We start from the raw sequence: 25,848 nt of genomic DNA on the forward strand, positions 1-25,848 counted from the left end.
ATCCGGTCCGACAAACGCTCGCTCGACGACTTCACCTGTCCAGGCCTCGGCACACCACAACCAACGACCCACTGCCACCAAAGTCACCGGTATTGCACTTAAAGGAATCTTGATGTTACGTACTGTCGCCTCGGCTTGTTGGCTCTGTACGCGACAGGGAGCAGCGTTTTGACAGAACGGATTCCCTGCGCGCCTCTCTGCGTCGCGGACTCGGGCCGCTCCGGGCTGGGCTGATGGGCACTCAGAGAGGTGCACAGGGTGGCCTACGCGGCGAAGCCGATGTCTGACGGACGACTCCAGGTGTCGCGCGGGCGGACTCGACGCGGGGCTGGGCACTGGACCGTGCGGGGGGGGCACCCCAGTGTTCCGGCTCCGCCTCAGAGACGGACGGGCACCGGACCCGGCCCGCGCGCGGCCCCGCCGACGCGCGAGAGGGACTTGCCGGCCGCCGATCCCCGAGGCGCTCCTGCCCGCCCCGCCCCCACCCTCTCCATTTCGGCAGTTCGGGCGGCAGGGGGTGCGCAGAGGGGATGTCAGCACCCCGACCATGCCTCTACAGGCATGGTGACCTGCATAAACGCACGACGCCGTGGAGAGAGGGTGCAACAGATACCGCAGGAGATGTCGCAAGGGGGATCGCGCAGGGGATGACGCAGGAGATCCCGGGCCAGGGCACCCTCGTGGCCCGGGCCAGCCAGGGCCGTGGTCCGGGCCTGGTCCGTGGGGGCCCGCCCACGGGGCAGCGTCTGCGTGTGGGACGGCAACGAAACCCCCAGCAGGCCGCCCTGCAGCCATCCCCCGGCCAGGCTTGCCCACCCGGGCCCGGGGCCTGCGGCCCACCTCCGGCCGGCACACGGCCACGGAGGGCTTCGGCTCTGCGTCAGTAGCGGGTGACTTGCGGCGTTCCCGGGTGGGTGGCAACAGCGTTCCCTCTCCCGCATCCTCCGCGGCGGCGCGATCGTAAAGGGGCCCGGGGCAGCAGGTGCCCCGGTCCGACGGGGGAGCGAGAGATGGATCTGTATGCAGTGATGTCGTATCTGGGGGTGCCCGCTGTCGTGGGGGTGCCGGCCTTACGGGTGTGGCTGCGTTACCGGCTGCACCGGCGGGCGGTCGAGCGGGCGGCGGTCCGGGATCTGCCGGAGCTGTTCCGCGCTTTCGGCGCGGACACCGAGGTGGCCGGGGACGCGGCTGGTCGGATGCCGCGGCAACGCGGGCGCGCGGCATGAGCGGTAAAGCGGGCCCCTTCACCGCGGGGTGCCCGCAGGCCACACTTGTTCCTCTGCACGGCTTTTCGGGGCAACTGGTTCAGGGGACGGGGCAGGGATGAACGGGGGACCGGAATCGGCGGCCGCGGTGTACTCGGCCGCGCTGCGTGAGGTGCTCCGGCCGTACAGGGCGGGTGGCGGCACCCAGGCCGCGCTCGCGTCGAGCTGCTACGTGTCCCGTGCGGCGATGTCCCGGTACCTGAGCGGCGAGCGCCTGGCGGAGCGGTCCTTCGTGACCAGGCTCCGCGAGGCGCTCGCCGACCACGGCCACCCGCTCACCGACGCCGAGTACGAGCGCCTGATCGAGCTGTGCGGCGACGCCCACCGGGCCAGCGGCTCACCCTCGGTACAGCTCGCACAGCTCCGCGAGGAACTCGCGGAGCTCAAGCAGGCGCAGGACTTGGGTGGGGAGCGGCTGGCGGAGGTCGAGGAACAGGCTGCCGGCCTCTTCCGGGAATTGTTCCAGGCACGTGAGCAGGTTCAGGCTGCGGAGGGCAGGGAAAGCGAGCTGACCGACCTCGTCGCCCGCCAGCGCGACCAGCTCCATCACGCGCAGGAGTACACCCGACAGCTCGAAGCCGAGCTCACCGAGCAGACCGAACAGGCCGCACTGCTGCTCCGGGAAGTCAGCGTGCTGCGCGCGCAGAACACGAAGCTCCTCGACGGCACCGCTCCCCCGGTGTCATTCGTGGACAACAGCGTCGATGCCACTCTCGCCCGGCGGGCGGCCCGCCTCAGAGAGAGGGCAACGACAGAGGCCCTGGCGGGTCCCGGCGACGGCGCCCTCACTCCCGCCAAGCCCTTCCGGCCCTCAGCCGAGCTCCTCCACAAGAAGAGACACCCTCCCGGCGTACCCAAGCCAGACGAACCCACTGCTCCTCCTGCTCAGGACACCGCGGCCTGGGTCGTCGGCCGGTACGTCGTCCGGGTAGCCGTGCCTCTCGCGTGGATCTTCATCATGACGGGCGTACTGGGGGTCGCCGCTGCAGCCGGGCTAGCCAATCCCGGGCCCCACTTATTCGCTCTCATCTGGGCGGTACCGCTCTGCTTCCTGGGAATGTTCCTCGTCGTGATCATCGACTACATACCCACCCCGCGCGCAACCGACAGGACCCTCTCGGTATTGGTCGTCGGGTGCTTTCCCGCGATGGTCTCCGGAGCCGTCGTCCCGTTCTTCTGGGACCCCGCTTTCCTCTTCTGGCCGAGCCACAGAATCGCCCAAGCCCTCGGCCTCCTCTGATGAGAAAAGCACCGTGGAAAGCGGTATCAAATCACTGACGACTGTTCACTCATCGGCGTGGTCGCCGGTTTTGAGGGTCCGCCGCGGGGACGGTGGTGCGGACGGGCGTGTGCCGAGGACGCCTCGGGCGCGCAGGTCGTCGAGGTCGGACAGGCGCTCTCCAGGGAGAGCATCGAGGAGGTCGGCCTGGGCGGCGCGGATGCTGGGCGCGGGGGCCTGGGGGCCGGGGCCAAGGGCGCGGCGGACGGTCACGCCGGTCATCGTACGGGCAGCGCGTCACCGATCGATCCGGTGGCTTTGCCCACGAGTCGAGAACGGGCAGCGGATGTTCACGGCTTCGGGAGGCACCCCGGCCTGGTGCTGTTCGATTGCCTTCCCATCGGAAGGCGGGTTGGAGGACTCGGCGGAATCCTCCAGCCCGCCTTCGCGACTCACCCGCTCATCGCTCTGTCGGACCCAGCCTGGGCCGGGCCGGGGGTGCTACGCCTTCGTGTGCCAGCTGAGCTCGAGGATGGTGTCGTTGTAGTCGCTGTCGTCTCCGTTCTCGGCGACTACGACCAGGATGTTGTAGTTGCCGATCTCGTACGGTCCGCCGGTGTTCAGCTTGCTCGGTGTGAGGACACCGTCGCCGTTGGAGTACTCGAACGTGGCGTGGAGCAGGTTCCCCGTGGTGGTGATCTTCGTTTCCCCGAGGTTCGAGTTCCTCTCTCCGGAGCCCGTGAACTGCAGTTCCTCGTCCAGTCCCTTGACCGTCACCAGCTGGGTGACCCGCGAGTTGGACTTCGCCTTGACATGGACATCCAGGCCAGCCGGTAGAGAGATCTCGGCCCGGTTCTCCTTGACGAACGCGTACACCTTCTCGCTCACAACAACTCCTTCGCAGCAGCTTGGCCCCAGACACGGCGGCCGGGTCCCGGGCGTCCGGGGGCGTTCGCGCACGGGTGATCGACTCGACGGGCGATGGGCGCCACGCCGAGACGATCATGCCGAGGGCTCGGCATGCCCAGACCCGGAACGCTCCAGAAGCCCACGAACGAGCGACAACCAACGCGCTGAAGAGACAGGCATGGTCCAGGAGCAGCGTGTTGGCCCTGGCCTGCGGTGGTCGGGGCTGTGGTCGGTCTACGCCGACCCGTGGTCGGGTCTGTGGTCGGGGCGGGCCTGGCCGCCTAGGGCCTTTCTTTCGGATCAAGGAGAAGGCGTGTGGGAGAAGCTGTGGGGCCCCGCTGATACGGCATGCGTTTGCCGTATGGGGGCGGGTGGGGTGGGCCAGTCGCGTCAAGGTCGTGACACGTTTGAGTTGATCAAGCGTTTCTGCGTTTTTCGGGCCGTGACCTGCGGGGTCATGATCGCTGGCGTTTGCGGCCGACAGGGCCGCCCACGCCACCGACTCCCCTGGAGAGCTATGAAGCTCCTCTCAGCCCTCGCCGCCGCAGCCCTCGCCTTGCCCCTCACCGCCGCCCCCGCCGTCGGCGCATCGCACGGTGCGCCGACCATTCGCGCGGCTGCGGGAGACCCCGGCTACCTGAACATCCATCAGTGCTCGTACACCTACGACAACACCCGGAACTTCACCAACTTCATGCCGGCCACCGGATTTCCGCCGGTCGACACGGGCACCAATGCCTCGGCCAACGCCGATACGCGGTTGTCCTGCGGTCCCGGCGCGAACGGTTGGCGGCTCAACGCCAACGACAGCGGGCTCAAGGCGTTGGACCTGAAGGCCGCGCGGTACCTGAACCTGCACCAATGCGTCTACCGCATCCCCGCCGGCCCGACCGTCACCAACGTGCTGCCGGACGTGCCGAACGCAGCCATCAGGGCCGATCGCCCACCCGGCGAGCCGGCGTGAGGCGAGGTCGATGACGGTCGCGAGGTAGAGCGGCTTCGCGCCGCTGACCGGCAGGTATGTGATGTCGCCGACGTACTTTCTGTTGACTGCGGCCGCGGTGAAGTCACGGCCGATCAGGTCTGGCGCCTTCGCTGCGGTCTGGTCCGCGACGGTGGTGCGGTGCCGGCGGCGCAGACGGACTCCCTCGAGCCCGATGGACCGCATGATCCTCGCGACGCGCTTGTGGTTGACCACCGGGCCGCCCTCGTCGCGGAGTTCTGCGGTGATCCTGGGGGCTCCGTAGGTGCCGTCGGAGTCTTGGTGGACCTTGCGTATCCGGGCCGCGATCCCGGCTTCGACGGTCTGGCGGGCCGCTCTCGCGGATGCGGTGCGGCGCCAATAGTAGAAGCTCGAGCGGGCCAGGCCGAGGATGTCGCAGAGCCGCTTCACGCCGTGTCGGCGCTGGTGATCGTCAACGAACTGGTAGCGGTTCACCAGCGCGTCTCCGTCGCGAAATACCGGGCCGCCTTGCGGAGAATGTCCCGTTCTTCCTCGAGCTCACGGATCCTCTTGCGAGCGGCGGCCAGCTCCGCCTGAACAGCGTCGCCGCCGGTCTGCGAAGCGGCCGGCGGTGCGGAGTGGGCGCCGGGCCGGCGCCCGTCGGCGGCCCGGATCCAGTTCCGCAGCGTCTCGGTGTTCACCCCGAGATCACCGGCGACGGACTTGATCGTCGCTCCCGGCCTCGACCGGTACAACGCGACCGCATCCGCTTTGAACTCGGCGGGGTAATGCTTCATCCCCACGGGGACTCCGTTCTCCTGGACCATCAAGATCCAAGTGTCTCCGGTGTCCAAAACCCAGGGTCAAGGCCCATCGACGACTGCCCCTTCGACAAGACGCCGCACGTGGCCGGAGCACGATGGGTCCTGCCACGCCTGGTCGGCGAGGTCCGCTACACGAGCCGGACCCGCGCGGGACTGCTGCGCCAGCCCTCCTGGCACCGGCTGCGCCCCGACCTCGCCCCCGACGACATCTGAGCGCGATAGCTGTCCCTTGGGCGTGGCATCTGTCACCGGCCTCCGCTTCGCGAGGATCGGGCGGCTCGGAAGGTCCGGCCGGAGCCGCGAAGCTACGCTTCGGCCATGCCGCTCCAGCACCGATCCGCAGACCACATCGAGGAGCAGCTGTCGATCATCGACGGCTTGAGCTCCCGGCCTTTTCCTGACGAGGAGGTCCGGCCTGGAGCAAGCGGCCGGTGGAGCGGACCCGGCTTTCACCTGGCGGTGCTCCGTGAGAGTCAGGACTTCTGGGAGGATCGAAGCACCGAGATCGTCGAGGCAGCCGAGCGGGCGCTGGAAGCCGACCTTGCCGCGCTGTCCGCCATCCTCACGGCACGCTGGGGTGCCCCGGAGACGGTTGATCTGTGGCCCTGTCTCGGGCTCGACGACCCCTGCCCGAACCCCCCGGCCCGCGAACCGCTCAGCTTCCTTTGCGGTGTCGCCGGCAGCATGCAGACGTGGCGGTTGCCAAACTCGGATCGATGGGTCGGCCTGGCCATCGGCCAAGCTGACCCGGAATGGCAGTTCCAACTGCTGGCGGGCATTGGTGATCCCTCCTCGCTCCGGTGAGGCCTTGTGCCACGTCGGCTCGATGAGTGATCAGCACGCCGCTGATGTACCTGCGCTCCCAACACGCGACCGAGCAGCGGGAGGCACGCGCCACCATCGCCGCCTACGCCAACCACATCCAGACGCTGAGCCTGCGGAACGCCGAACTCGAAGCGGAGAACGCCACTCTGCGCGAAGCTCTAGGCCAGGGCGGCACCGTGGCCTCCCTCCCTGTGACGCGTTGAATGTTGCCGGAAGGACTGCCGCAACCAGGGCCTGCCACCTGTCTTACTTCGGCTCACCCGCCCACCCCGGCAGCAGCGCAGAGCCGGACACAGGGGCGGCGAGCATCGGTTCCGGCAGTGTCCACGTCACAGCCCATGCCTTCCACCCAGCCCGCCCGTCGGCAAACCGAGTGCGCGTACGCACCCGACTACCGGCCCGACCACAGCGGGTCAGCGCACTACAACACCTCGCCGGGGGCTGTGTGCTGAGCTCCTGGCGCACGTCCAGGCAGCGCAGCCGGACACCGGGCTGCCCGGATCCCGTGTCGTACGGTCTGATGTCGCGGCCGCCCACCGTCCGCAACGGATCTCACCGAACCCAGCGGTGCCGCCGGTACGGCCGAAAGAACTGAACCAATACCGGGAATCAGGCCGCGATGAGCTCCTGCTCGCGGTCCGGCGTCTTGACCTTGGGCTTCTTGTTCGGCAGCGAGAGCCGGAAGACCTTGCGCCACGCGGAGAACACCTGCTTGGGCAGCGGCCCGGTGACGTACTCCAGCTCGTACTTTTCGAACAGTGCGCGCACCTTCACCGCGACCTCGGCGTACCGGTTGCTCGGCAGGTCCGGGAACAGGTGGTGCTCGATCTGGTGCGACAGGTTGCCGGTCATGAAGTGCATGGCCCTGCTGCCGCTGATGTTCGCCGAGCCCATCATCTGGCGCAGGTACCACTGGCCGCGCGTCTCGCCCTTGATCGACCAGCGCTCGAAGACCTGCACGCCCTCGGGGAAGTGCCCGCACATGATCACCGAGTGGGACCAGATGTTGCGGACCAGGTTCGCGGTGAACGTGGCGGCGAGCGTGGTGAGGAATGACGGGCCCGACAGCAGCGGGTGGATCACGTAGTCCTTGAGCACCTGCTTGCGGATCTTGCGGCCCACGGCCTTGGCCCGCGCGCGGAACTCCGGGTTCTTGCGGCGGCGCTTGTGCAGGTTCTTGCCGAGCTCCAGGTCGTACGCTGCGATGCCGTACTCGAAGAAGCAGGCGTTGATGAAATTCCACAGCGGCTGGCCGAGGTGGAACGGGTGCCACTTCTGGTCCTCGTCGACGCGCATGATGCCGTAGCCGAGGTCGTTGTCCTTGCCGATCACGTTGGTGTACGTGTGGTGCAGCTCGTTGTGCGAGTGCTTCCACTGCTCGGACGGCGAGACGTGATCCCACTCCCAGGTGGTGGAGTGAATCTTCGGGTCTCGCATCCAGTCCCACTGGCCGTGCAGGACGTTGTGGCCGATCTCCATGTTGTCCATGATCTTCGCCACGGACAGACCGGCGGTGCCGAGCAGCCACGCGGGCGGGAAGATCGAGAACAGCAGCACGCCCCTGCTGACCAGCTCGATCTTGCGCTGCGCCGAGATGACCTTGCGGACGTAGGCGGCGTCTTTCTCGCCGCGGCTGGCGATCACCTCGTCGCGGATCGCGTCCAGCTCGCGGCCAAGCTCCTCGATCTGCTCCGCGGTCAGGTGGGCGGTGGGGTCGATGGCGGTCAAGGTGCTCCTACCGTTCGATGTCGCAGGGGCCCGCCGCGGCGGACACGCAGGTCTGGATGAGGACGCCCGGCTCGGCCTCGGTGATCTCGCCGGTGCGCAGGTCGCGGACGGCGCCCGCCTTGAGCGGCGTGATGCAGCCGAAACAGATGCCCATGCGGCACCCGGAGGGCATGAGCACGCCGGCCTCCTCGCCGATGTCCAGCAACGGCGTGGCGCCGTCCGCGTCGACGGTCTTGCCGGTGGCGTTGAACGTGACCTCGCCGCCGTCGCCGGCGACGACGATGCTGGGGCGGAAGCGTTCGGTGTGCAGGCGCTCTTGTACGCCGTGCTCGGTCCAGTGCTCTTCGGCGGCGTCGAGCAGGCCCGCGGGCCCGCAAGCCCAGGTCTCGCGCTCGGCCCAGTCGGGCACGAGTTCGTCGAGACGGGCGATGTCGAGCATGCCGTCTGTGTCGGTGTGCACCTCGGTGAGCCGCAGCTTCTTGTCCGCGACCAGGTCGTGCAGTTCGTTGCGGAAGATCACGTCTTGCGGCTGTGGCGCGCAGTGGACCATGACGACGTCGTCGAACTCGATGTCGCGCAGCATGCCCATCACGGGCGTGATGCCGCTGCCGGCCGTCAGGAAGAGCACCTTGGCGGGGTTGGCCTGCGGCAGCACGAAGTCACCGGTCGGCTGGTCGAGCTGGATCAGCGTGCCCGGTTTCGCCCTGCGGACCAGGTGGTTGCTGACCTTGCCGTCCGGGATCGCCTTCACGGTGATCGTGACGCGGCCGTCCTGGCGGTTTGTCGGCGAGGTAATGGAGTAGGCACGCCACAGGCGCACCCCGTCGACATCGACCCCGATCCGCACGTACTGACCGGCTGTGTGGCCGCGCCAGCCCCGTCCCGACCTGATCACGATGGTCGCGGCGTCACCCGTCTCGGGGTGCACGGCCTCGATGCGCCCACGCAGGTCAGCGCCCGCACGCAGCGGGCTGACCAGGTCGAGGTAGTCCGACGGCAGCAGCGGCGTCGTGACCATCTCCAGCAGTTGCCACGCCCTGCTACGGAGGGCTGCACTCGTCATGACTCCAGCTTGCTGCGCCTCAAGGCGTAAAGTCCTGACCGCAGGACGTAAATCTGGTCGGCTGAATTGTTCGCAGGGAACAAAAATCGTGAGCCATGCAATCCGGAGGGCCAGCGAACTGGCCCTGGATGAGAAGACGGTCACCGCACTTCGGGCCGCGCTGAAGACCACCGCCGACGAGGTCGTCCAGGCGATCATCGACGAGGTCCCTCCCTACGCCAACGCTCTTTCGGGCCGCATGGGCAGCACCATCCGCCGAGCCGTCCGCACCGCCCTGGGGCACTACCTGGACCTCGCGAGCGGGAACGCCACAGGCGGCGACGCCGGTGACGCAGCCTACGAGCTGGGCCGCGGCGAGGTGCGCGACGGCCGTTCGATGGACGCACTGCTCAGCGCCTACCGCGTCGGCGCCCGCGTGGCCTGGCGATGCCTAGCAGCGGGTGCCGTACCCGCAGGTCTGCCCGCCGCCGAGGTCGCCAAGTTCGCCGAGCTGACCTTCGCCTACATCGACGAGCTCTCCGCCGCGAGCGCCGCGGGCCACGCCGACGAACTGGCCGCCCGGGGCAGGGCCCACGAGCGCCACCTGGAACACCTGGCCCGCGACCTCCTCGCCGGCGCGAGCCCGGACGTGCTGCTGGCCTCTGTTCAACGGGCCGGGTGGCAGCCTCCGGTTTCGCTGACCGCGGTTCTGCTGCCCGCCGCCCAGGCCCGACCTGCCTACCGCGCGCTCGACCCGAGCACCCTCGTCCTCGACGATCCGCCGGACGCCACCGGTGTGCTGCTCGTCCCCGATGCCGACCGATCACATCTCTTGCGGCAGCTAACCGACCGCACCGCCGTGGTCGGCCCGGCCCGGCCATGGACTCGTGCGTCCGCCTCGTACACACGAGCCGTACGCGCGCGCTCCCTCTCCTCTGATATTCGCGACACCGAGGACCACCTGCCCGAGCTGGTGCTGAGCGCCGACGTGGACGCGTTCGCAGACCTGCGTGCCAGAGCTCTCGCACCGTTGCGGACCTTGCCTGTCGCGACCGCACGGCGGCTGGAGGAGACGTTGCGGGCGTGGCTGCTCCACCAGGGCAGGCGGGACGAGGTGGCGGCGGCGTTGTTCGTCCATCCCCAGACGGTCCGGTACCGGATGTCGCAGCTGCGGGAGCTGTTTCCGGATCTCGCATCGCCACACCGGGTCCTTGAACTGACGCTGGCGGTCGGTCTTCGGGTCCGCTGACGCGTACTTCGACCGTCCACGACTGTGTCCGCGGGCGGTCCAGGAATCGTGCCTCGTTCTCGGTGCCATCAGCTGGCTCATGCGGCCCGGGGAAGAGCGGTATTAGCCGGCTGAGACCGGGGGTTGATGTGAAGACCAGGCAAGGCTCCGGGAAGCCTGTCGGGGGCGCTGTCTCTGAGAAGCGCGGTGGCGGATACGGCTCGACTGGATCCGGTGGACGATGCGCACCGGCCTGCTCGTCGACGCGCTCATCGAGCATCTGGTAGGTGATCTGGGCCGCTATGCCCTGAGAACAGCTTTCATGTCGTCGTGGAGGGCGCTGTCCTGGCACGAGCTGACCCACGGGCGCGCGGCGGGCTGCAGCTTGGTGACCGGCGGGGCGACCAGGCCGGGTCACCAGGGGCGGAGGGCCGGGCCGCTCGCGCCGGGGACCACCGTGGTTCTGCGACGGCCACGTGCCTCCCTTCCGACAGGTCAACCGGACGACCGACCGGGCCGGCCTGGCACACCGCGCGAGGGATGATGGGGATGGAATGACGGAACGTGAGGTCAGGAGCTTCCATGACAAAGCGGGTTCACCGACCCCGTGAGGACGCGGAGTTCAATTTCATCCTCGGGATGAGCGGAGTTCCGGTCCTCGCATACTTCACCGGGACATGGCCCAAGGCAATCGAGCCCTGCCGGGTGATGGACCTCGTCGTGGGTGGCATCGCCGACGACTACACGGGCCGCCTGACGGCCGTCCGCACCGACATCACGCGTTGTCCGGCCGCAACCGAGCGATACGGGATCACCGGAGCCCCGTCCTACGTCCTGCTAAAGGAGGGAGAGGCGGTGGCGCACGGCACAGGACCTATGACCATCACCGAGGTACGGAAGTTCCTGGACGGCCACCTCTGAGCGGCCGTTGCGGCACGTGGCCGCGACGCCCGTCACGTCTCGTCTATGGGAGCTGCGCCGCCTGAGACACCTTGGGACTGAGACACCCCCACAGGTCACATAACGCCGTCCAGGACCGTCCCGGGGCGCAGTGTCATGCCGGCGACGGTCAGGTCCATCCAGTGCTGGGTGACGACTCTGCCGGACCGGGCGTACAGCACGACGGTCTCGTCGGTACGGCGCAGCACTGTTCTGTGGCCGTCGAGCTTGGGCTCGTACCACCAGCTCGGTCCCTGGGGCAGGACTGGGACGGTTTGGGCCAGTGCCGCCTTGGTCGGGAACTCCACGGATCCGATCCTGCGAGCCCGGCGCCCATGAAGCGCGTCGGGCGGTCCGTACGGCCCTACCCGTCGACCAGCCCCGTCTCGGGCTTGCAGATCTGGCATGCCTCGATGTCCGGCTCCGCCAAGGCGATCATTGCTTCCTCGCGGGTGAGGAATCCGCCCTCGGCCGGATACAGGGCGCAGTCGCCGCGGTGCACCAGAGCCGCCGACGATGACCGCTGGATGCACCGCGACCTGCCACCGCGCCCCCACCCACGCACACCACCCCGCCCCGTCAACCGGCCGGCCGTCCCGCCCCCGGCCATGCACCGGCCCACAGCTGGACCAGCCCCTGCGCCGACCCGGCCCCGGCCTGTACGGCGGGCCGCCCGGCCCGCACAGCGGCCGGCCGCGTCCTCCCAGCAGCAGGCCCTGCGCCAGCGGCTGTACCGGATGAGTACGGACGCTGCCCGCGCACACCGCCCCGTGCCCAGCCCCGAGCCCCAGCCGTCACCGGCACCGGCAGCCCCCGGCCACGCACCGCGCGGCCCGCGCCGCACCGGAGGACGCCGTGACGAAGAAGGGATGGCTCGCGCTCGGCGCGGCCGCCACCGTCATACCGCTGCTGGTCAGCCTCGCCGCCGTCGTGGCCCTCACCGGCGCGATCGCCGCCGACCAGGACGACCAGGACCAACAGGCCGCCTACGCCACCGGGACGCAGGCGGCCCCGGCCTCGGTGAAAGGGATCGGACAGGTGATGCTGTCCGCGTACACGGACGCGGCCTTGCGCATCACCGAGCTGCGCCCGAAGTGCACGGGCATGCGCTGGTCCGTGCTGGCCGGGATCGGCAAGGTCGAGTCCAACCACGCCTCAGGCCACCGCGTCGCTGGCAACGGGGCGATCACCCCGCGCATCATCGGCGCCCGGCTCGACGGCACGGGCGCCGGCGGGAACACGACGTCGTTCACCGACACCGACCGTGGGAAATGGGACGGCGACACCGCCTACGACCGTGCCGTCGGCCCGATGCAGTTCCTGCCCTCCACCTGGAACGGGCCCACCGGCCAGGACGGCAACGGCGACGGCATCGCAGACCCGCACAATGCGTTCGACGCGGCGCTCGGCGCCGCCGTCTACCTGTGCGGCACCGGCCGCAGCAAACTAAGTGGTCAACGTCGGAAGTCCTTCGGGGGTTGACGCAGAGTGGGACCTACGCGGGGCCTTGACCACATCTCAACGCCCACGGACAGACTGGGCGCCTACCGGGTAGGGGTGTACGAGAAACCGGGCTCGGGATTGGGGGCCGGATCGGGCAGCGTGATACCCCGGCGGAAGGGTGCGTGACCCGCGAGCGTGACAGCGTTCAATCGCGTAGATATACACGGTTCATGCTGAGCCGAGCAGGCTTGCCCCGCTTGCCACGTCAGTGGCGCTGTCCGGTGTGACGAGATGTGCCATCGTCGCGTCGACCTCCAGGCCAAGCCACTGCGGCAGGCTGGTGCCGAGCAGGTCCGCGTAGCCCTCGTAGTCGTCGCCGGCCCGGAAGATGGGCGACTCGCCAGTGTCGTCGCACCAGTCGCTGACAAGTACGACCCACTCGCCATGGTCGGAGGCGATCTGAATCAGTGAGCGGGCGACGGTAGGGTCGAGCATCACGCTGTCACCGATCTCAAAATTCTGCCAGGTGGTAGCCCTGGCGCGTAGGCCCTCTGCGGCGTCGTCGAACCACTCCTGGTATCCGTAGTCCAAGGACTCATGGACCGGGCGAATCGAGTTGTCCACCCCTGCCACCGACAGCCGGTACTCGGGGCCGTAGTCATGACCGTCGAGATAAGCGGATGGGGCGAATATCTTCGGGCTCACCAGCGTGTCGAACAGTGTGCGCCATTGCGGGCTTCGCGCCCGTAGCTCCCAAAATCCGATCAGCGAGGGTGGGAGCGGGGCGGCGAGGCGCAGCTGCAACCTGGTCAGCAGCGTCGTAAAGTCCGCCGACGGCGCGTTGGGCTCCATGCTTGCCTGTAGTGCCGGTTCCGCCAGCGCCAGGAGTGCCCTGAACGGTTGTACTTGCACATCCGCAAACCAAGAGGCTTCGTCGAAAGCCTGTTCCAGGCCCGAGGCGTCCACGGCTCGGAGCCATCGACAGACCCGGTCGGTCACCTCACCGAACGTCGGCTCCGGTGCACGCCGGCCATGATCTCGCGTCAGAGCCTCGAAACTAACGTCAGCCACCCGTGCACCCTATGGCAAGTCGGCTCCGGAAATCCTTCGGGGTTGATATCGGAGCCGGTGCCGTGGGTGGCTTCTCTCAGATGTCGGGGAGGGTGAGGTAGAGGGCGAAGCCGCAGGTGCCGGCGGATCCTCCGCGGTTCAGACGCATCAGCTTGTTTGCTTTCGCCGTCGGCCAGTTCGCCGCCGGCATAGGCGAACTGGCCGCGGCAGCGGACGTCCAGGCCGGCGAGCTGCCGCCAGGCGGCCCAGGCCGCGCGGGCAGCTTCTGGGCAGGGGAGGTCTTGGCCGACTCCGGCACGGTGGGCAAGGGGTCATCCTGTCCGGCCGCCCGCGTCAGGCGGTGCGGCAGGCTCCAGCCAGTAAGATCCACTTCTGCTGATCGGCCTGCCTGCCTTGCCCGTTGCCACCGCCCGCCCGATATCGCTGACTGCCTCGCAGAGGCACCGGCTGAAGAAGATGGCCTACGGGCACAGGACTCCCCACCAGGCCCGGATCCGAGCGCACGTCGTGCTCCACGCGGCACGGGGCCGTTCCAACGCGTGCATCGCCCGCGAGACGGGCCTGCATGTGGACACCGTGCGGACCTGGCGAGGCCGCTTCGCCGACGAGGGCATGCCCGGGCTGGCCGACCGTCGGCGCCCCGGCCGGCCACCCTCGTTCACCGCCCTGCAGACCGCCCAGGTCAAGGCCCTGGCCTGCCAACTACTCGCCGAGACCGGCACGCCGCTGGCCCGCTGGTCGTGCCCGGAACTGGCCCACGAGGCCACGGCACGAGGCATCGCCCCGGCCTTGTCGGACTCCACCGTGCGCCGCTGGCTGGCCCGGGACGCGCTCAAGCCCTGGCAGCACCGCTCCTGGATCTTCATCCACGACCCCGATTTCGGACCCAAGGCCGCCCGTGTACTGGATCTGTACGCGCGCACCTGGCAGGGCGAACCGCTCGGACCGGACGAGTACGTCATCAGCGCCGACGAGAAGACCTCCACCAGGCCCGCTGCCGCTGCCACCCCACCCTGGCCCCCGGACAGGCCCGGGCGATGCGGATCAACCACACCTACGGCCGCGGCGGTGCCCTGGCCTACCTGGCCGCCTACGACGTCCACCACGCGAGGGTGCTCAGCCGCACCGAGCCCAGAACCGGCATCGACCCGTTCATGAACCTGGTCACCCAGGTCATGAACCAAGAGCCGTACGCCAGCGCCAAAAGGGTGTTCTGGATCGTCGACAACGGCTCCTCCCACCGCGGGCAGAAGGCCGCCGACCGCTTGACCAGTGCATTCCCGAACGCGCTCGTGGTCCACACCCCGGTCCACGCCTCCTGGCTCAACCAGGTGGAGATCTACTTCTCCGTCGTGCAGCGCAAGGTCGTCTCGCCCAACGACTTCACCGACCTGGCCCAGGTCAGGGACCGGCTCCGAGCCTTCGAAGACCGCTACAACGCCACAGCACAGCCATACCAGTGGAAGTTCACCACCTCCGACCCGGACGACCTGCTGGCCAGGCTCGACCGACACACCGCCGATCACCAGGAAGAATCCTCCGCGCAGCCAACCACATGATCAACCCCCGAAGGACTTCCGACGTTGACCACTAAGCGACAACGCCCAGCTCCGCAAAGCCGTACGGCGCTACAACCACGCCGGCTGGTACGCCGACGACGTCCTGCGCAACATCCACCAGTACGACCAGGCCGACAGTGCCCCCGCCAGTACCGGAAGCAACGGCCCCGTGCCTGTATCAGTGTCCCTGCCCGGCCCCCCGGCCACGTATCAGGGCGGCGAGACTGTCTGCTCGTATCCCGACCCGACCGGCGGCCGCTGCCTGACCGGCGCGGCCTCCCACGGATACAAGGAAATCCTGACGAAGTGGCCGCGCTGGCACGGCGGGATCGGCTGCCAGACCCCACGCTCCGAAGGCGGCGAACACCCCCTGGGCCGCGCCTGCGACTACACCCCCGGCACACTCGGCAAACGCGCCTCGGGAACGGCACTCGCCCAGGGATGGACCCTGGCAGCATGGCTCCGCAAGAACGCCGACACCCTGCACGTGCAGTACGTCATCTGGCAAGGACGCATCTGGAGCATCAACCACCCCCAGGACCAAAACGGCTGGGGACGGCCCTACGACCATGGGCTGAACAACCCACACACGGTCACCGGCGGCCACTACGACCACGTCCACGTCACCTACAAGCACTGAGAGCACGCTGTTCCGGAGCCAGAACACAGACTGGTCGGGTCGCTCTGCGGCTGCCCAGGACGGAGCGAGCCGCAGGCAGTCATTTGCCGCGCATCAGCTCTACGTACTGGTCGACGACCCGCTCGTGCGGCTCGGCCACGCCCCCCGTGAGGGTTAGACGCTGGCCCCTTGTGGATCACGTGATCACGGCGTGGCTGTGCAGGGCAGCAACAGCTTGGACCGCGTAGCGGAGACCCTTGTCTCCTTGCCGGCAGTCGCGGAAGGGCTTGAAGTGCTTCATGCGAGTGAAGCGCGTTCCGCTCAGGCCCGGACGCGCTGATAACCGCGTTGTTCACTACCTCACTCGGCAGGACTGGATGGCCGGGCCGTTGCGGTGCGGGAGCCGGTGGCAGCCAGAAGTCCATCCGGCGCCCACGCGGGGCCTGGAACTTTCTACTCACGAATCAAGGGTTGCACTAGTGCAATAAGTTCTTGCATCTAGTACTAAGCCCGGTTAAGTTCAACGGCATGCCCACTTCCTTTCCCACACCAGTCACGCTCACTGGCCGCCACATACGCCTGGAGCCACTGACGATGGAGCATCTCGACGACCTGTTCGCGGCGGGGGGCCGCGACGAGGAAGTCTGGAGGTGGCAGGGTGGGCCAGCGCCACAGACCCTGGAGGAACTGGGTGGCAAGCTCGCCGCACTGTTGGAGGGCGCCGCGCGTCGTGAGTACGTTCCCTTCGCAGTCATCCACGGCGCGAGCGGTCAGGCCGTCGGCTGGACCACATACATGGACATTGATGTGGCCAACGAACAGCTGGAAATCGGCTGGACGTGGTACGGGCGCGCGTTCTGGCGCACCCAGGTCAACGCCGAGTCGAAGCTGCTTCTCCTCACCCATGCCTTCGAGGACCTGAGCATGGGACGCGTGCAGTTGAAGACCGACCATCTCAATCACCGCTCGCAGGCCGCCATTGCTCGTCTTGGCGCGCACCGCGAAGGGGTCTTGCGCCGTCATCGCCGACGGCCGGACGGCACCTGGCGCGACACGGTGTACTTCTCGATCCTTGCCCAGGAGTGGCCTGCGGCCAAGGAACGTCTTGCCGCCCGCCTCGAAGGGCACGGCCATCACAGATAGCGCCTGCGCGCCGGAGGCTACATCGACGACGTCTACTGCGACCCATGCCGAGCCCACGAGAAGACCCACACAGGCCCTCCTCCGCCTAGCTAGTCCAGGTCGCACCTGAGGGAGCCTGGTACGCCGGTCCGCCCAAGGTGAACGGGGCCGGCCCCGGCGAGACACCGTGGATGGAAGCCGGCCCCGACCGGCTCACCATCACCCGCGACGGAGTCATCGTCCACCAGGGCCCCCACGGCCGGGCCCGACGGCACCATCAGCTGAGCCGTCGTCCACGAACGCGAGTACACCCCCGCCGAGATGGGCGACTCGGAACAGAAAAACCTCGCCCGGAGCGCGGAACTCGCCACCCGCTACAACCAGGACCAACACCAGGCCGGGGCAGGCACGGGCGGGAAGCACCGTAGGCGTGGCACGCGGCCTTACTGACGTCCCCCGGCCTGCCAACGCGCCAATGTCCTGTGGGCGGCCCTGATCCGTGACCGACGGTGCTGCCAAGTCGCACCTCCAGTGACTTCCAGTGACTACGGCCGCTTGACAGAAGCATTAGTGAGCGAGGGCCCCGCGTTCTGCAGACTGTCGGCGTCCCCACCGGAACGCTCCGGCTGCGTGAGCCCGACGGGGGCGCCTCAAAGGACGCAGGCGGATTGGCGATCTCGGCCTGGAACGGGTGCGCGGTCACTGAGAGGGTGTCGTCGAAAGTGCCGGCGCCGACGCGCTGGCCCAGATCCCCCTGCTGTGAGCGTCCTCGCCCGGGAGCAGGCCGCGGAACGCCTTGTAGATCACGCGGCTGTGCTCGGCGGCGAACTTCCGCGCGACCGGATCAGGCTCTGGGTGAAGCGGAAGCGCCACTGCCACCCGTATCCGGGCAAGGGCACCAACCCGGTCGGTCTCCTCCAACGCCGCCTGCCGCGCCTCGGTCAGAGCACCCACACTGGCAGCGAACCGGACTACTGCTCACTTCAGCGTGATGTCTCAGCGGGTTCGACGCCCGCGTGATCGGCCAGGCGGCACGCGGCGGCGAGGTCCTGACGCCGTGACATCCTGCGAGCGACGGGCGGCCGACATCCGGCGCTACGGGCCCGCGGCCTTCAGAAGTCCTTCTTGCCAGCAGTTCGCGTGGCCCGCGCCGCGCAACAGCAAGCCGAGTGAGAGCATCGCGGACAGGCTGAGCAGCACCGTGGACCAGAACCAGAAACGCACCCATGTATCGGGGACAGGCAGCAGGATCGCCAGCACGGCCGGATACAGAACCAGCAGCCACCCCAACCGCCGCTCCACTCCGGACTGTTGGCGCAGCCTCCCTGTTGCTCTCTCGCCCTGCCCGGCAGCCCCACAAGTGATCAGTCTCAGTCCGTCGGCAATGGTCAGCCGGCACGTGTGCACGAGCGCTCCGATCATCGTGAGGAGCAGGGCGAGCCCCAGCAACTGGGCCCATTCGGGCACTCTGGGCTGGCCTGACGTGGTGACCATCAGCATGGGCACCGCAAACAGCAAGGTGCTCAACGCCTCGAAAGCGAAGAGCCGGGTGGCCGGGTTACGGATCAGTACTGTGGACACCAGCGACTCCTTGGACAGAAGTCTCCTGTGGCCGCAGGCGCAACCGATCGCTCGGGTGCGACGTGAATTCGTCATGACCCCAGCTGCGCTTCGCCAACACTCGCGCCGCCGGACCCGTCGGAGATGAACTGGTCCGGGGTGACGCACGGCGCCGTCAGTACGTACTCACCTGGGTCGATGGCTCGGGTTCGACGGCGAAACTGCCAGGTTGATGCGGGCCAGATGGTGGTGACACGGCCAGTGCGGTCCTGGTACCAGCCGGAGCAACCGCCTGCGGCCCAGACGGTGGGGGCCATCCGGTTCTGCAGTTCGGCGTTGTACGCGTGCTGTGTCTCCGCGCGCACGTCCACGGAGCCCAGACCGCGGCTCCGCATCAGCTGCAGGGTGCTGACGAGGTAGTTGATCTGCGACTCGATCATGTAGATGAGGCTGGTGTGTCCTACGCCGGTGTTGGGTCCTGCCATCAGGAACAGGTTGGGGAATCCCGCGACGGTTGTACCGAGGTGTGCCTGCGGGCTGCCTTGCCAGACCTCGTGCAGGGACCGTCCGTCATCACCTATGACGCGCTGCGCGTAGGAGGCGTCGGTGACACGGAATCCGGTTCCGAAGATCAGTACGTCCACTGGATACGCGGTGCCGGCGGATGTGGCGCCACCGGGTGCGGCTTGAGCGCCGCTGGGCGGGGTGGTAAGGACAGTGTTCGGTCCGACGCTCGTGATCGGGTCGGTGACGACGTGGACGTTGGGTTGAACCAGTGCCGGGTAGTAGTTGTCGGAAAGCAGGACCCGCTTGCAGCCCAGTGCGTAGTCCGGGGTCAGCTTGGACCGCAGCTCGGGGTCCTTGACCTGATGGTGCAGATGGGCCAGTGCCTCCCGACGCCCCAGCGCGGCCATGGTGCGGTTGCCGAGCAGTGCCGGCAACGTCGCCTCCCGAGTCATGTACTCCCAGCCTCGCGCCAGTCGCTGCACCGTCGGGGCCAGCCGGAACAGGCGACGCTGCCACGCCGGTACCGGCCGATCCCGGCGCGGGGCGATCCAAGATGGAGTGCGCTGAAAGACAGTCACCTGCTGGGCCGTGCGCTGCAGGTGAGGGATGAACTGTACGGCGCTCGCGCCGGTGCCGATCACGCCCACCCGCTTGGTGGACAGGTCCAGGTCGTGTTTCCATCCGGCGGAGTGGAACGCTTCTCCGGTGAAACCTTCCAGGCCGGGCAGTGAGGGGATGGCCGGCTCCGAAAGGGGCCCTTGGGCCATCACGAGCAGTCCGGCGCTGAGCGGTCCGGTGCTGGTGTCCAGGTCCCAGCGCAGCCGCTCGGGGTCCCAGGTGGCGCGCTGCAGTTCGCAGCCGAGTCGAAGGCGGGGCGTCAGGCCGTATCGGGCGACGCAGCGCTTCAGGTACCGCTCGATCTCTTCCTGAGGCGCGAAGCGCCTGCTCCAGGTGGGGTTGGGCGCGAACGAGAACGAGTACAGACGCGAGGGCACGTCACAGGCGCACCCGGGATAGGCATTGTCCCGCCACGTGCCGCCGACTTCATCGGCCCGCTCCAGTATCAGCAGGTCGCGGTAGCCCTCCTGCAGCAGCCGGATGGCTGTGCCGAGGCCCGCGAATCCCGCGCCGACGATGACGACGGATACATGTCCGGGTGAGGCTCCGGCTGCTTTGCGCGGGGCCGGGCTCGTGGTGTGCGGGTCGGTCATGATTCTCCTCCACCCAAAAGAATGCTCGGATCTACGACGATCGTATGCGATACGATCGTATCCCACTCGATGGATGGAGTAGCGAATGAGGATTCTGGCTCTCGGAGGCCCCGGAGCAATGGGGGCCGTAGCGGTACGTGTGACGGCCGGACTCCCCGGCGTCACCGAGATCGTGGTGGCCGACCGGAACCTGGAGGCGGCCCGGACGCTGGTGCGCCGGCTCAACGAGGACGGCACGGGTGGCGCGCCGATGCGGGCGCTGAAGGTGGACGTGACCGACAGCGGCGCCCTGCACGCCGCCCTGGAGGGCGCGGACGCCGTCCTCAACACCGTCGGCCCGTACTACCGCTTCGGCCTGACCGTGCTGCGAGCCGCGATCACGACCGGCACCCACTACCTGGACATCTGCGACGACTGGGAGCCGACCCTTCAGATGCTCGACCTGGACCAGGAGGCCCGAGCCGCCGGGGTCCGTGCCGTGGTGGGAATGGGCGCCAGCCCCGGTGTCAGCAACCTGCTGGCCACACGTGCCGTCCGGCAGCTGGACCATGTCCAGGACCTGTACACCGCATGGCCCGTCGACGTCTCCGGCAGCGGTGGGGACGACGAGCAGCTGAGCGACCCAGACGGGCGCCCCAGCGCGGCCGCCGTGCACTGGATGGAGCAGATCAGCGGGAAAGTCGCGATGGTCAGCGAAGGACGGCTCGTCCACCGGCGGCCACTCCGACCGGTCGCCCTCTCCGTATCCGCCGGACACACCGGCACGGCCTACACCGTCGGCCACCCCGAGCCGGTCACCCTGCACCGCAGCTTCCGACCGGCCGGCGAGGCCGCCAACCTCATGGTCGTCACCCCAGGCACGGTGGCCTACCTCGACGTCCTGCGCCGCGACATCGACGCCGGCAAACTCACCAACGAGACCGCGGCAGCCGAACTCGCCAAGCCCTCGGTGTCCCGCGCGCTGCGGGCCACCGCGGGTGCCATGACCCGCAAGGGGCCCGGGTCACTGCCCCCGTTCTTCGCTACCGCCACGGGCACCCGCGACGGCCGCCGCGTCACCGCCCTGGCCCGGCTCGCCGATACACCCGGCGCCTCGGCGCTGCTCAACGACATGGCAGAGGCAACCGGTCTGCCCCTGGCGCTGGGACTCGCGCAACTACTGGACGGCACCGGTGGCCACCTCGGCGTCCACCCGCCGGAGACAGCCATCGACGCCGACCGCTTCTTCCTCGACCTGGCACGCCACGTGCCCGACCTTCCCGGCGACGACGGCCCTCGCGACGGCGTGATCACTGACGTGACCCCGACCCAGTGAAACGCAAAAGGAGACACAACGTGCCATCAAAAAGAGCCACCACACCCCCCACCCACTTCATCGACGTCGCGGGACGTACCGTCCACTACACCGCGACGGGCAGCGGCCCCCCGGTGCTCCTGCTGCACGGTCTGGACCGCAGCCTGGCGGACTGGGCACCGCTCCAGACCGCCCTGCCCGACCACCGGCTCATCGCAATCGACGTCCCAGGGTTCGGCCGGTCGCAGCCCCTGCCGGACAGCCGGCTCGCCTCCCTGGCCGGGCACGTCGAGCGGGTGCTCGACCGACTCGACCTCATGTCCGCGGTACACGTTGTCGGCAATTCCCTCGGCGGCGCCATCGCGATGCAGCTCACCGCACATGCACCCGCGCGCGTGTCCTCACTGGCACTGCTCAACAGCGCCGGATTCGGCCGCGAGGTCACCTGGACGCTGCGCATCCTCGACCTGCCACTGCTCTGGCGGCTGCTTCTGCGCCCCGCTAAGGGCAACGCACAGCTGACGGAGCGTTCCCTCTTCCACGATCCGGACTTCGCGACCCCCGAACGGATAGCCACAGCACTCGCTCTCGCCCACCGCGAAGGAGCAGCCCGGACACTGCGACAGGTCGCCCGCGAGCTCGGTTCCTGGCGCGGCGTACGTTCCATCTGGCGCACGAAGCTGCTCGTAGAGGTCTCGGCGCTCGATACCCCGACACTGGTCGTCTGGGGGACCCACGACCGCATCCTCCCCGCCCACCATCTCATCAACGCCGCATCCACCCTCCCCCGGGCACGCACCCACCTCTTCCCACGAACCGGTCACCTGCCGCAGATCGAGCGCACTGAAGAGACAGCCGCCCTGCTCAGCTCGTTCTGGAACAACCTGTGAAGCCGGACCGCCTCATACACGCCTGCCGGTAGGCCACATGGTCGCCCCAGTCCGGATCGGGGCGACCATAACGATCGGCCTCGCCTCGCGCTCCCGATCAGGACTTCGTCGAGGTAGTCGACATCACTCCCGGTGCCCATGAGCCGAAGTAATGTAAACGATCGAATCGATTCTGATCGCTCCTCGGTTCAGCACCCCAGCGCGGCACCTTGATCAACCATCTCGACGACGCCCGAAAGGCCCCCACCACATGCCTGGAACGGATTCACCCCGCACTCCGGAACCAGCCGTCCAGGTCCCCACCCGGACACTCGTCGAGGCACTGATCCGCACCGACCACACCGTCGACACCGGCGAGCTCTACGCCATCGCCCCGCTGCTCGGCATGACCGACCAACAGGTGCGGCTGTGCGTCAAGCGGCTCGTCACCGAAGGGCGGTTCACCCAGGAAGGCAGGGGACGCAAAGCAGTCCTGCGGGCCACCGGCGCCACCGAGCAGACTCTTGGGCCCGACGTCGAATTCGTCGCACACGCGTTCCGGCAGGATGCGGGCCTCGCGCCCTGGGACGGTATCTGGCACCTCGTCGCCTTCGCGGTCCCCGAGACCGCCCGCTCCGCACGCGACGCCCTGCGAGCCGCACTTACCCGGCTCGGCGGTGCACCCGTACAGGGCGGCCTCTACATCAGCGCCAACGCCTGGGAGCCCTACGTCGAAGACCAAGCCCGCCACCTCGATGTCCTCGACCACCTCACTCTGCTGACCACGGACAACCTGCGCCACGGCAACGAACACGACCCCGCCGTAATCGCCCGCACCCTCTGGCCACAGAACGAGATCGCCGACCGCTACCAGCGACTCGCCTCCGTCGCCCAATCGCGGCTGCGCCGACTCCAGGAAGACACCCACCTCCCCAGCCCCCAGCGGCTGACGATCGCGGTCGAACTGGCCGCCGAATTCACCCGTGCCATGGAGCCCGACCCCCTCCTGCCGCCGGAACTGCTGCCCCAGCCCTGGCTCGGCACACAGGCCCGTGAACTCGTTGCGCAAAGCTGGTCACTCCTGGGTAAGTACACAGAGGAGAGCGAGCGAGTCAGCCTTTTCCAGCTCTACCGCGACGTGATCCGCCCAGCAGCTGCCGACAACTGAGGCCCACTGCGCCGACTGGCTCGGACAGGCCCTGGCCTGAGATGCAAGCTGGCGTGAGCTTCACGCCAGGGGTTCCGTACGGTGGCTTTGTTCACGACTCGCGTCAGCAGTTGTTCACCGTTGCGGGAGGGGGCATCTGCGCGGCGGCGATACCGATGTTCACGGCTTTGAGCAGCAACACGGATCACGGATCTGGCACCCGGCAACGGTGCCGCCACGACGGACCACCTGCCCTCGTAGCCAGCGCTTTTGCCCAGCCCTTCTGGAAGCGGCAGACGGCCGGCCTCCGCCCACGCCCCCGAGCTGCTGCTCAGAGCCGTGAACATTCGGCGCGGGCCAGCCTCCGCAGTGCCTCCCGAACTGCTGTCAAAACGCTGCTCACTCTCGTGTACGAAGCCAAACCAAGACCTCCACCGGTTCGGATCCCTCGCTGTGCGCTGGGCGGTCAGCGATCGCGCTGTGAAGCTTCCCCGTGATCTTGGACACTCGATCTTTATGCCGCGAGGTCGTGTTGGTGCCGCTGTCGGGTCTCGGCTGGGGTGAGGTAGCCAAAGACCTTGTGCTTGCGCAGTCGGCGGCGGTTGTAGAACGTCTCGATGACCCCGTTGCCCAATTGCTCTATGCGGCGAGGTCGAGGGCGGCGAGGTGTGATGTCCGAGTGGGGGCGAGGGGTTGTCCAGTCCACCAGGCATCGAGACGGAGCAGGTTGACGGCGGTGGCTGTGAGGACGTGTGCGAGAGCGGTCTTCCGTAGTCCTGTGTAACGGGTTCTGCGGGTGCCCGCGGCCGTGACTGCCTGGTGGATCGTGCCTTCGACGCCAGAGCGAATCGCGTAGACGGCCTTCCATTCCTCGGTGGTCTGCTCGGCCCGGACACGTTCAAGGACGGCGTCTTGATCTTGTGGGCGGACGGTGAGCTGGCGACCGTAGCGTGTCGAGTTGGTGCACTGTCCGCGGGAGGGGCAAGGCGCGCAGGTCTCGGTGGCGAAGCGGATGCGGATCGCGGATCGCTGGTTGTTGTCGAGTCCCTCGGTCCAGTAGCGGCTGTGGGCGCCGGCGGGGCAGGTTGCCCGGCGAGCGTCCCAGTCGATTCCGAAGGACGCCTTGTCGTAGCCGGTTGCCTGGGAGGTGCGGCGGGTCATGGGCCGGACTGGGCCGATGACGCGGACCCCGCGCTGGCTGGGCGCCGTCAGCAGGAGCTCTGCGGAGATGTAGCCGGCGTCCATCAGGTGTTCGCCCGGCAGCAGGCCTTTGGCGTCGAGCTGGTCATGGATCTCGTCGACAACCACGGGGTCGCCGACCGTAGCGTCCGTGGTCACCACGTTGGTGATCAGGTGCGGTTGGCTGGTCTCGTTGGCGTCACAGGTCTCGGTGAAGTGAACCTTGTAGCCGTCCCAGGCCGAGCCGCGCTTGACGGCGTTGCGGGAGTCGGGGTCGTAGGGCGAGGTGATCCGGGCTCTGCTGGACGGGAGCTCGTTCTTCCCCCGCCAGGTCACCTCCTGCACTCCGTCCGTAATCGTGCGCTGGAACTGCTGGAGCCATACGGTCCGCAGGATGCCGACAGCTGAGACCTGCGAAAGCCAGGCGGGGGCACTGACCTCGAACGCCGCTTCGAGGAACTGGTAGCCGTCGGCCGCGATGCGCCAGGTCAGTTGGGTCCGCTCGCTCTCGTCGCTTGGTAGTCGGTAAGAGTCCACCCTGGCCCCGTACTCTTCTTGCCAACCCCCGGGCATCCAGGAGGCGAGCCACTCGGGTGCTGCCACGGCAACCGCCTCCAGGGCGGCTCTCAACGTCTCGCCGACGAACTCCAGGCGGTTGAGATTCCTCACCGCGGCGAGGATGTGGGTGGAGTCGGTGCGCTGCCGGCCCCGGCCGGACACGAGCTCCAACTCGTTGAGCCGCACCAGCAGCAGGTCCAGGATCTTCTCCTCCAACCCGTGGACCAGGAGACGGTCACGGAAGCCGGTCAGTACGGTGAAGTCGAATCCTGGGTCGTCCAGTTCGAGGCCGAGCAAGTACTTCCAGTCGATTCTCGCGCGTACTGCATGGGCGGCCTGCCGGTCGGTCAGGTTCTCCGCGAACTGCAGCACGCTGACCAGCGCCAGCTGCCCCGGCGCGACACCGGGTCGGCCCCGCACACCGAACGCGGACCTGAAGATCTCGTCATCGAAGAGCGGACCAAGCGCGTCCCGCACCCGCATCGCCAGGCAGCCCTTCGGAAATGCTGTTCGAGCCACCATCCGCGTCCCCTCAGGAACTTCCCTACCCGAGTCTGCCCGCATCGACACCCAACTCTCCGCCCCACGACCGAACCGCAGGCCTGCCACCCAAGCCCCATCCTCAGGCTCCACCCCTCAGTCACCAGCCAAGACCGAGATCGACGGCATTCACTCAATTGAGCAACGGGGTCTCTCGATGAAGTCGAAGATCTCGGCGCGGGCGGTGGCCCGGTCGGGCCAGACACGGGTGCCGATCTCTTCTTTGAGCAGGGCCCAGAAACTCTCC

At 68.2% G+C, this 25,848-nt stretch carries 27 protein-coding genes and 2 pseudogenes; 16 read left to right on the forward strand and 13 right to left on the reverse strand.

What is annotated here, in order from left to right:
• Nucleotides 1-1,010: 1,010 nt before the first annotated feature.
• Together ACFYY1_RS41675 and ACFYY1_RS41680 are read left to right on the forward strand one after the other, a co-directional pair.
• Nucleotides 1,011-1,226: a hypothetical protein gene (locus tag ACFYY1_RS41675; RefSeq protein WP_388595198.1), complete on the forward strand. Its 216-nt coding sequence runs from the start codon at nt 1,011-1,013 to the stop codon at nt 1,224-1,226.
• 97 nt (nt 1,227-1,323) lie between these two features.
• A complete protein-coding gene (locus ACFYY1_RS41680) occupies nt 1,324-2,505 on the forward strand; it encodes a hypothetical protein (protein ID WP_388595200.1) in 1,182 nt (393 codons plus the stop codon).
• Between the two features lie 45 nt (nt 2,506-2,550).
• Here the strand turns inward: ACFYY1_RS41680 and ACFYY1_RS41685 are convergent, their stop codons facing one another.
• Together ACFYY1_RS41685 and ACFYY1_RS41690 are read right to left on the reverse strand one after the other, a co-directional pair.
• The gene (locus ACFYY1_RS41685) at nt 2,551-2,757 is read right to left on the reverse strand and encodes a hypothetical protein (RefSeq protein ID WP_388595202.1); all 207 of its coding nucleotides are present in this window, start codon (nt 2,755-2,757) and stop codon (nt 2,551-2,553) included.
• A 228-nt stretch (nt 2,758-2,985) separates the two neighbouring features.
• The gene (locus ACFYY1_RS41690; RefSeq protein WP_388595204.1) at nt 2,986-3,372 is read right to left on the reverse strand and encodes a fucose-binding lectin II; all 387 of its coding nucleotides are present in this window, start codon (nt 3,370-3,372) and stop codon (nt 2,986-2,988) included.
• A gap of 538 nt (nt 3,373-3,910) precedes the next feature.
• On the opposite strand from ACFYY1_RS41690, the gene ACFYY1_RS41695 reads away from it, so the two are divergent.
• Nucleotides 3,911-4,357 carry a hypothetical protein gene (locus ACFYY1_RS41695; protein ID WP_388595234.1) on the forward strand — a complete coding sequence of 149 codons (447 nt, stop codon included), beginning with the start codon at nt 3,911-3,913 and terminating at the stop codon, nt 4,355-4,357.
• Nucleotides 4,358-4,384: 27 nt separating this feature from the next.
• Here the strand turns inward: ACFYY1_RS41695 and ACFYY1_RS41700 are convergent.
• A pseudogene (locus ACFYY1_RS41700) lies at nt 4,385-4,831 on the reverse strand (IS3 family transposase); the annotation flags it as partial.
• Nucleotides 4,828-5,133 (reverse strand): transposase, encoded by a 306-nt coding sequence (locus ACFYY1_RS41705; RefSeq protein ID WP_266788329.1) that lies wholly within the window; start codon nt 5,131-5,133, stop codon nt 4,828-4,830. The gene ACFYY1_RS41705 and the pseudogene ACFYY1_RS41700, both read right to left, overlap by 4 nt.
• A gap of 78 nt (nt 5,134-5,211) precedes the next feature.
• On the opposite strand from ACFYY1_RS41705, the pseudogene ACFYY1_RS41710 reads away from it, so the two are divergent.
• The 3 genes and pseudogenes from ACFYY1_RS41710 to ACFYY1_RS41720 form a co-directional block, all read left to right on the forward strand.
• Nucleotides 5,212-5,373: pseudogene (locus ACFYY1_RS41710) on the forward strand (ATP-dependent DNA ligase); the annotation flags it as partial.
• Nucleotides 5,374-5,478: 105 nt separating this feature from the next.
• The gene (locus ACFYY1_RS41715) at nt 5,479-5,964 is read left to right on the forward strand and encodes a hypothetical protein (RefSeq protein WP_388595206.1); all 486 of its coding nucleotides are present in this window, start codon (nt 5,479-5,481) and stop codon (nt 5,962-5,964) included.
• 26 nt (nt 5,965-5,990) lie between these two features.
• Nucleotides 5,991-6,188, forward strand: a complete 198-nt coding sequence (locus tag ACFYY1_RS41720; RefSeq protein WP_388595208.1) for a hypothetical protein — start codon at nt 5,991-5,993, stop codon at nt 6,186-6,188.
• A gap of 406 nt (nt 6,189-6,594) precedes the next feature.
• Here the strand turns inward: ACFYY1_RS41720 and ACFYY1_RS41725 are convergent, their stop codons facing one another.
• Together ACFYY1_RS41725 and ACFYY1_RS41730 are read right to left on the reverse strand one after the other, a co-directional pair.
• Nucleotides 6,595-7,713 (reverse strand): fatty acid desaturase family protein, encoded by a 1,119-nt coding sequence (locus tag ACFYY1_RS41725; protein ID WP_388595209.1) that lies wholly within the window; start codon nt 7,711-7,713, stop codon nt 6,595-6,597.
• A 7-nt stretch (nt 7,714-7,720) separates the two neighbouring features.
• On the reverse strand, nt 7,721-8,776 hold the full coding sequence (locus ACFYY1_RS41730; protein WP_388595210.1) for a ferredoxin reductase: 1,056 nt from the start codon (nt 8,774-8,776) through the stop codon (nt 7,721-7,723).
• 88 nt (nt 8,777-8,864) lie between these two features.
• Here ACFYY1_RS41730 and ACFYY1_RS41735 point away from each other — a divergent pair, with 88 nt between their 5' ends.
• The gene (locus ACFYY1_RS41735; RefSeq protein ID WP_388595212.1) at nt 8,865-10,004 is read left to right on the forward strand and encodes a PucR family transcriptional regulator; all 1,140 of its coding nucleotides are present in this window, start codon (nt 8,865-8,867) and stop codon (nt 10,002-10,004) included.
• A gap of 561 nt (nt 10,005-10,565) precedes the next feature.
• Nucleotides 10,566-10,904, forward strand: a complete 339-nt coding sequence (locus ACFYY1_RS41740; RefSeq protein WP_388595214.1) for a thioredoxin family protein — start codon at nt 10,566-10,568, stop codon at nt 10,902-10,904.
• Nucleotides 10,905-10,999: 95 nt separating this feature from the next.
• On the opposite strand, the gene ACFYY1_RS41745 is transcribed toward ACFYY1_RS41740, so the two are convergent.
• Together ACFYY1_RS41745 and ACFYY1_RS41750 are read right to left on the reverse strand one after the other, a co-directional pair.
• Nucleotides 11,000-11,230, reverse strand: coding sequence for a hypothetical protein (locus ACFYY1_RS41745; protein WP_388595215.1), 231 nt, complete (start codon nt 11,228-11,230; stop codon nt 11,000-11,002).
• 56 nt (nt 11,231-11,286) lie between these two features.
• Nucleotides 11,287-11,532: a DUF6233 domain-containing protein gene (locus tag ACFYY1_RS41750; protein ID WP_388595217.1), complete on the reverse strand. Its 246-nt coding sequence runs from the start codon at nt 11,530-11,532 to the stop codon at nt 11,287-11,289.
• Between the two features lie 245 nt (nt 11,533-11,777).
• Between ACFYY1_RS41750 and ACFYY1_RS41755 the strand changes: the two genes are divergently transcribed.
• A complete protein-coding gene (locus ACFYY1_RS41755) occupies nt 11,778-12,404 on the forward strand; it encodes a hypothetical protein (RefSeq protein WP_388595219.1) in 627 nt (208 codons plus the stop codon).
• 189 nt (nt 12,405-12,593) lie between these two features.
• Here ACFYY1_RS41755 and ACFYY1_RS41760 read toward each other — a convergent pair whose 3' ends face one another.
• Nucleotides 12,594-13,364: a hypothetical protein gene (locus ACFYY1_RS41760; RefSeq protein ID WP_388595220.1), complete on the reverse strand. Its 771-nt coding sequence runs from the start codon at nt 13,362-13,364 to the stop codon at nt 12,594-12,596.
• Between the two features lie 465 nt (nt 13,365-13,829).
• On the opposite strand from ACFYY1_RS41760, the gene ACFYY1_RS41765 reads away from it, so the two are divergent.
• From ACFYY1_RS41765 to ACFYY1_RS41780, 4 genes are all read left to right on the forward strand, one after another.
• Nucleotides 13,830-14,594 (forward strand): helix-turn-helix domain-containing protein, encoded by a 765-nt coding sequence (locus ACFYY1_RS41765; RefSeq protein WP_388595222.1) that lies wholly within the window; start codon nt 13,830-13,832, stop codon nt 14,592-14,594.
• Nucleotides 14,519-14,995, forward strand: coding sequence for a transposase (locus ACFYY1_RS41770; protein ID WP_388595233.1), 477 nt, complete (start codon nt 14,519-14,521; stop codon nt 14,993-14,995). The genes ACFYY1_RS41765 and ACFYY1_RS41770 overlap by 76 nt, the downstream gene beginning before the upstream one ends.
• Before the next feature lie 169 nt (nt 14,996-15,164).
• Nucleotides 15,165-15,635 (forward strand): hypothetical protein, encoded by a 471-nt coding sequence (locus tag ACFYY1_RS41775; RefSeq protein WP_388595224.1) that lies wholly within the window; start codon nt 15,165-15,167, stop codon nt 15,633-15,635.
• A gap of 507 nt (nt 15,636-16,142) precedes the next feature.
• On the forward strand, nt 16,143-16,757 hold the full coding sequence (locus tag ACFYY1_RS41780; protein ID WP_388595225.1) for a GNAT family N-acetyltransferase: 615 nt from the start codon (nt 16,143-16,145) through the stop codon (nt 16,755-16,757).
• Between the two features lie 678 nt (nt 16,758-17,435).
• Here ACFYY1_RS41780 and ACFYY1_RS41785 read toward each other — a convergent pair.
• The 3 genes from ACFYY1_RS41785 to ACFYY1_RS41795 form a co-directional block, all read right to left on the reverse strand.
• Nucleotides 17,436-17,690 (reverse strand): hypothetical protein, encoded by a 255-nt coding sequence (locus tag ACFYY1_RS41785; protein WP_388595226.1) that lies wholly within the window; start codon nt 17,688-17,690, stop codon nt 17,436-17,438.
• Nucleotides 17,691-17,831: 141 nt separating this feature from the next.
• Nucleotides 17,832-18,317, reverse strand: a complete 486-nt coding sequence (locus ACFYY1_RS41790) for a hypothetical protein (protein WP_388595227.1) — start codon at nt 18,315-18,317, stop codon at nt 17,832-17,834.
• Nucleotides 18,318-18,388: 71 nt separating this feature from the next.
• Nucleotides 18,389-20,014 (reverse strand): flavin-containing monooxygenase, encoded by a 1,626-nt coding sequence (locus tag ACFYY1_RS41795; protein ID WP_388595228.1) that lies wholly within the window; start codon nt 20,012-20,014, stop codon nt 18,389-18,391.
• An 85-nt stretch (nt 20,015-20,099) separates the two neighbouring features.
• Here ACFYY1_RS41795 and ACFYY1_RS41800 point away from each other — a divergent pair, with 85 nt between their 5' ends.
• The 3 genes from ACFYY1_RS41800 (at nt 20,100) to ACFYY1_RS41810 (ending at nt 23,345) form a co-directional block, all read left to right on the forward strand.
• The gene (locus ACFYY1_RS41800; protein ID WP_388595229.1) at nt 20,100-21,329 is read left to right on the forward strand and encodes a saccharopine dehydrogenase family protein; all 1,230 of its coding nucleotides are present in this window, start codon (nt 20,100-20,102) and stop codon (nt 21,327-21,329) included.
• A gap of 20 nt (nt 21,330-21,349) precedes the next feature.
• A complete protein-coding gene (locus ACFYY1_RS41805; protein ID WP_388595230.1) occupies nt 21,350-22,198 on the forward strand; it encodes an alpha/beta fold hydrolase in 849 nt (282 codons plus the stop codon).
• A 250-nt stretch (nt 22,199-22,448) separates the two neighbouring features.
• The gene (locus tag ACFYY1_RS41810; RefSeq protein WP_388595231.1) at nt 22,449-23,345 is read left to right on the forward strand and encodes a PaaX family transcriptional regulator C-terminal domain-containing protein; all 897 of its coding nucleotides are present in this window, start codon (nt 22,449-22,451) and stop codon (nt 23,343-23,345) included.
• A gap of 618 nt (nt 23,346-23,963) precedes the next feature.
• Here the strand turns inward: ACFYY1_RS41810 and ACFYY1_RS41815 are convergent.
• Nucleotides 23,964-25,583 (reverse strand): IS1182 family transposase, encoded by a 1,620-nt coding sequence (locus ACFYY1_RS41815; RefSeq protein WP_388595232.1) that lies wholly within the window; start codon nt 25,581-25,583, stop codon nt 23,964-23,966.
• Between the last annotated feature and the right edge of the window lie 265 nt (nt 25,584-25,848).

It is taken from the genome of Streptomyces sp. NPDC001890 (genome assembly GCF_042891445.1).
In the GTDB taxonomy this organism is placed as follows: Bacteria; Actinomycetota; Actinomycetes; order Streptomycetales; family Streptomycetaceae; genus Streptomyces.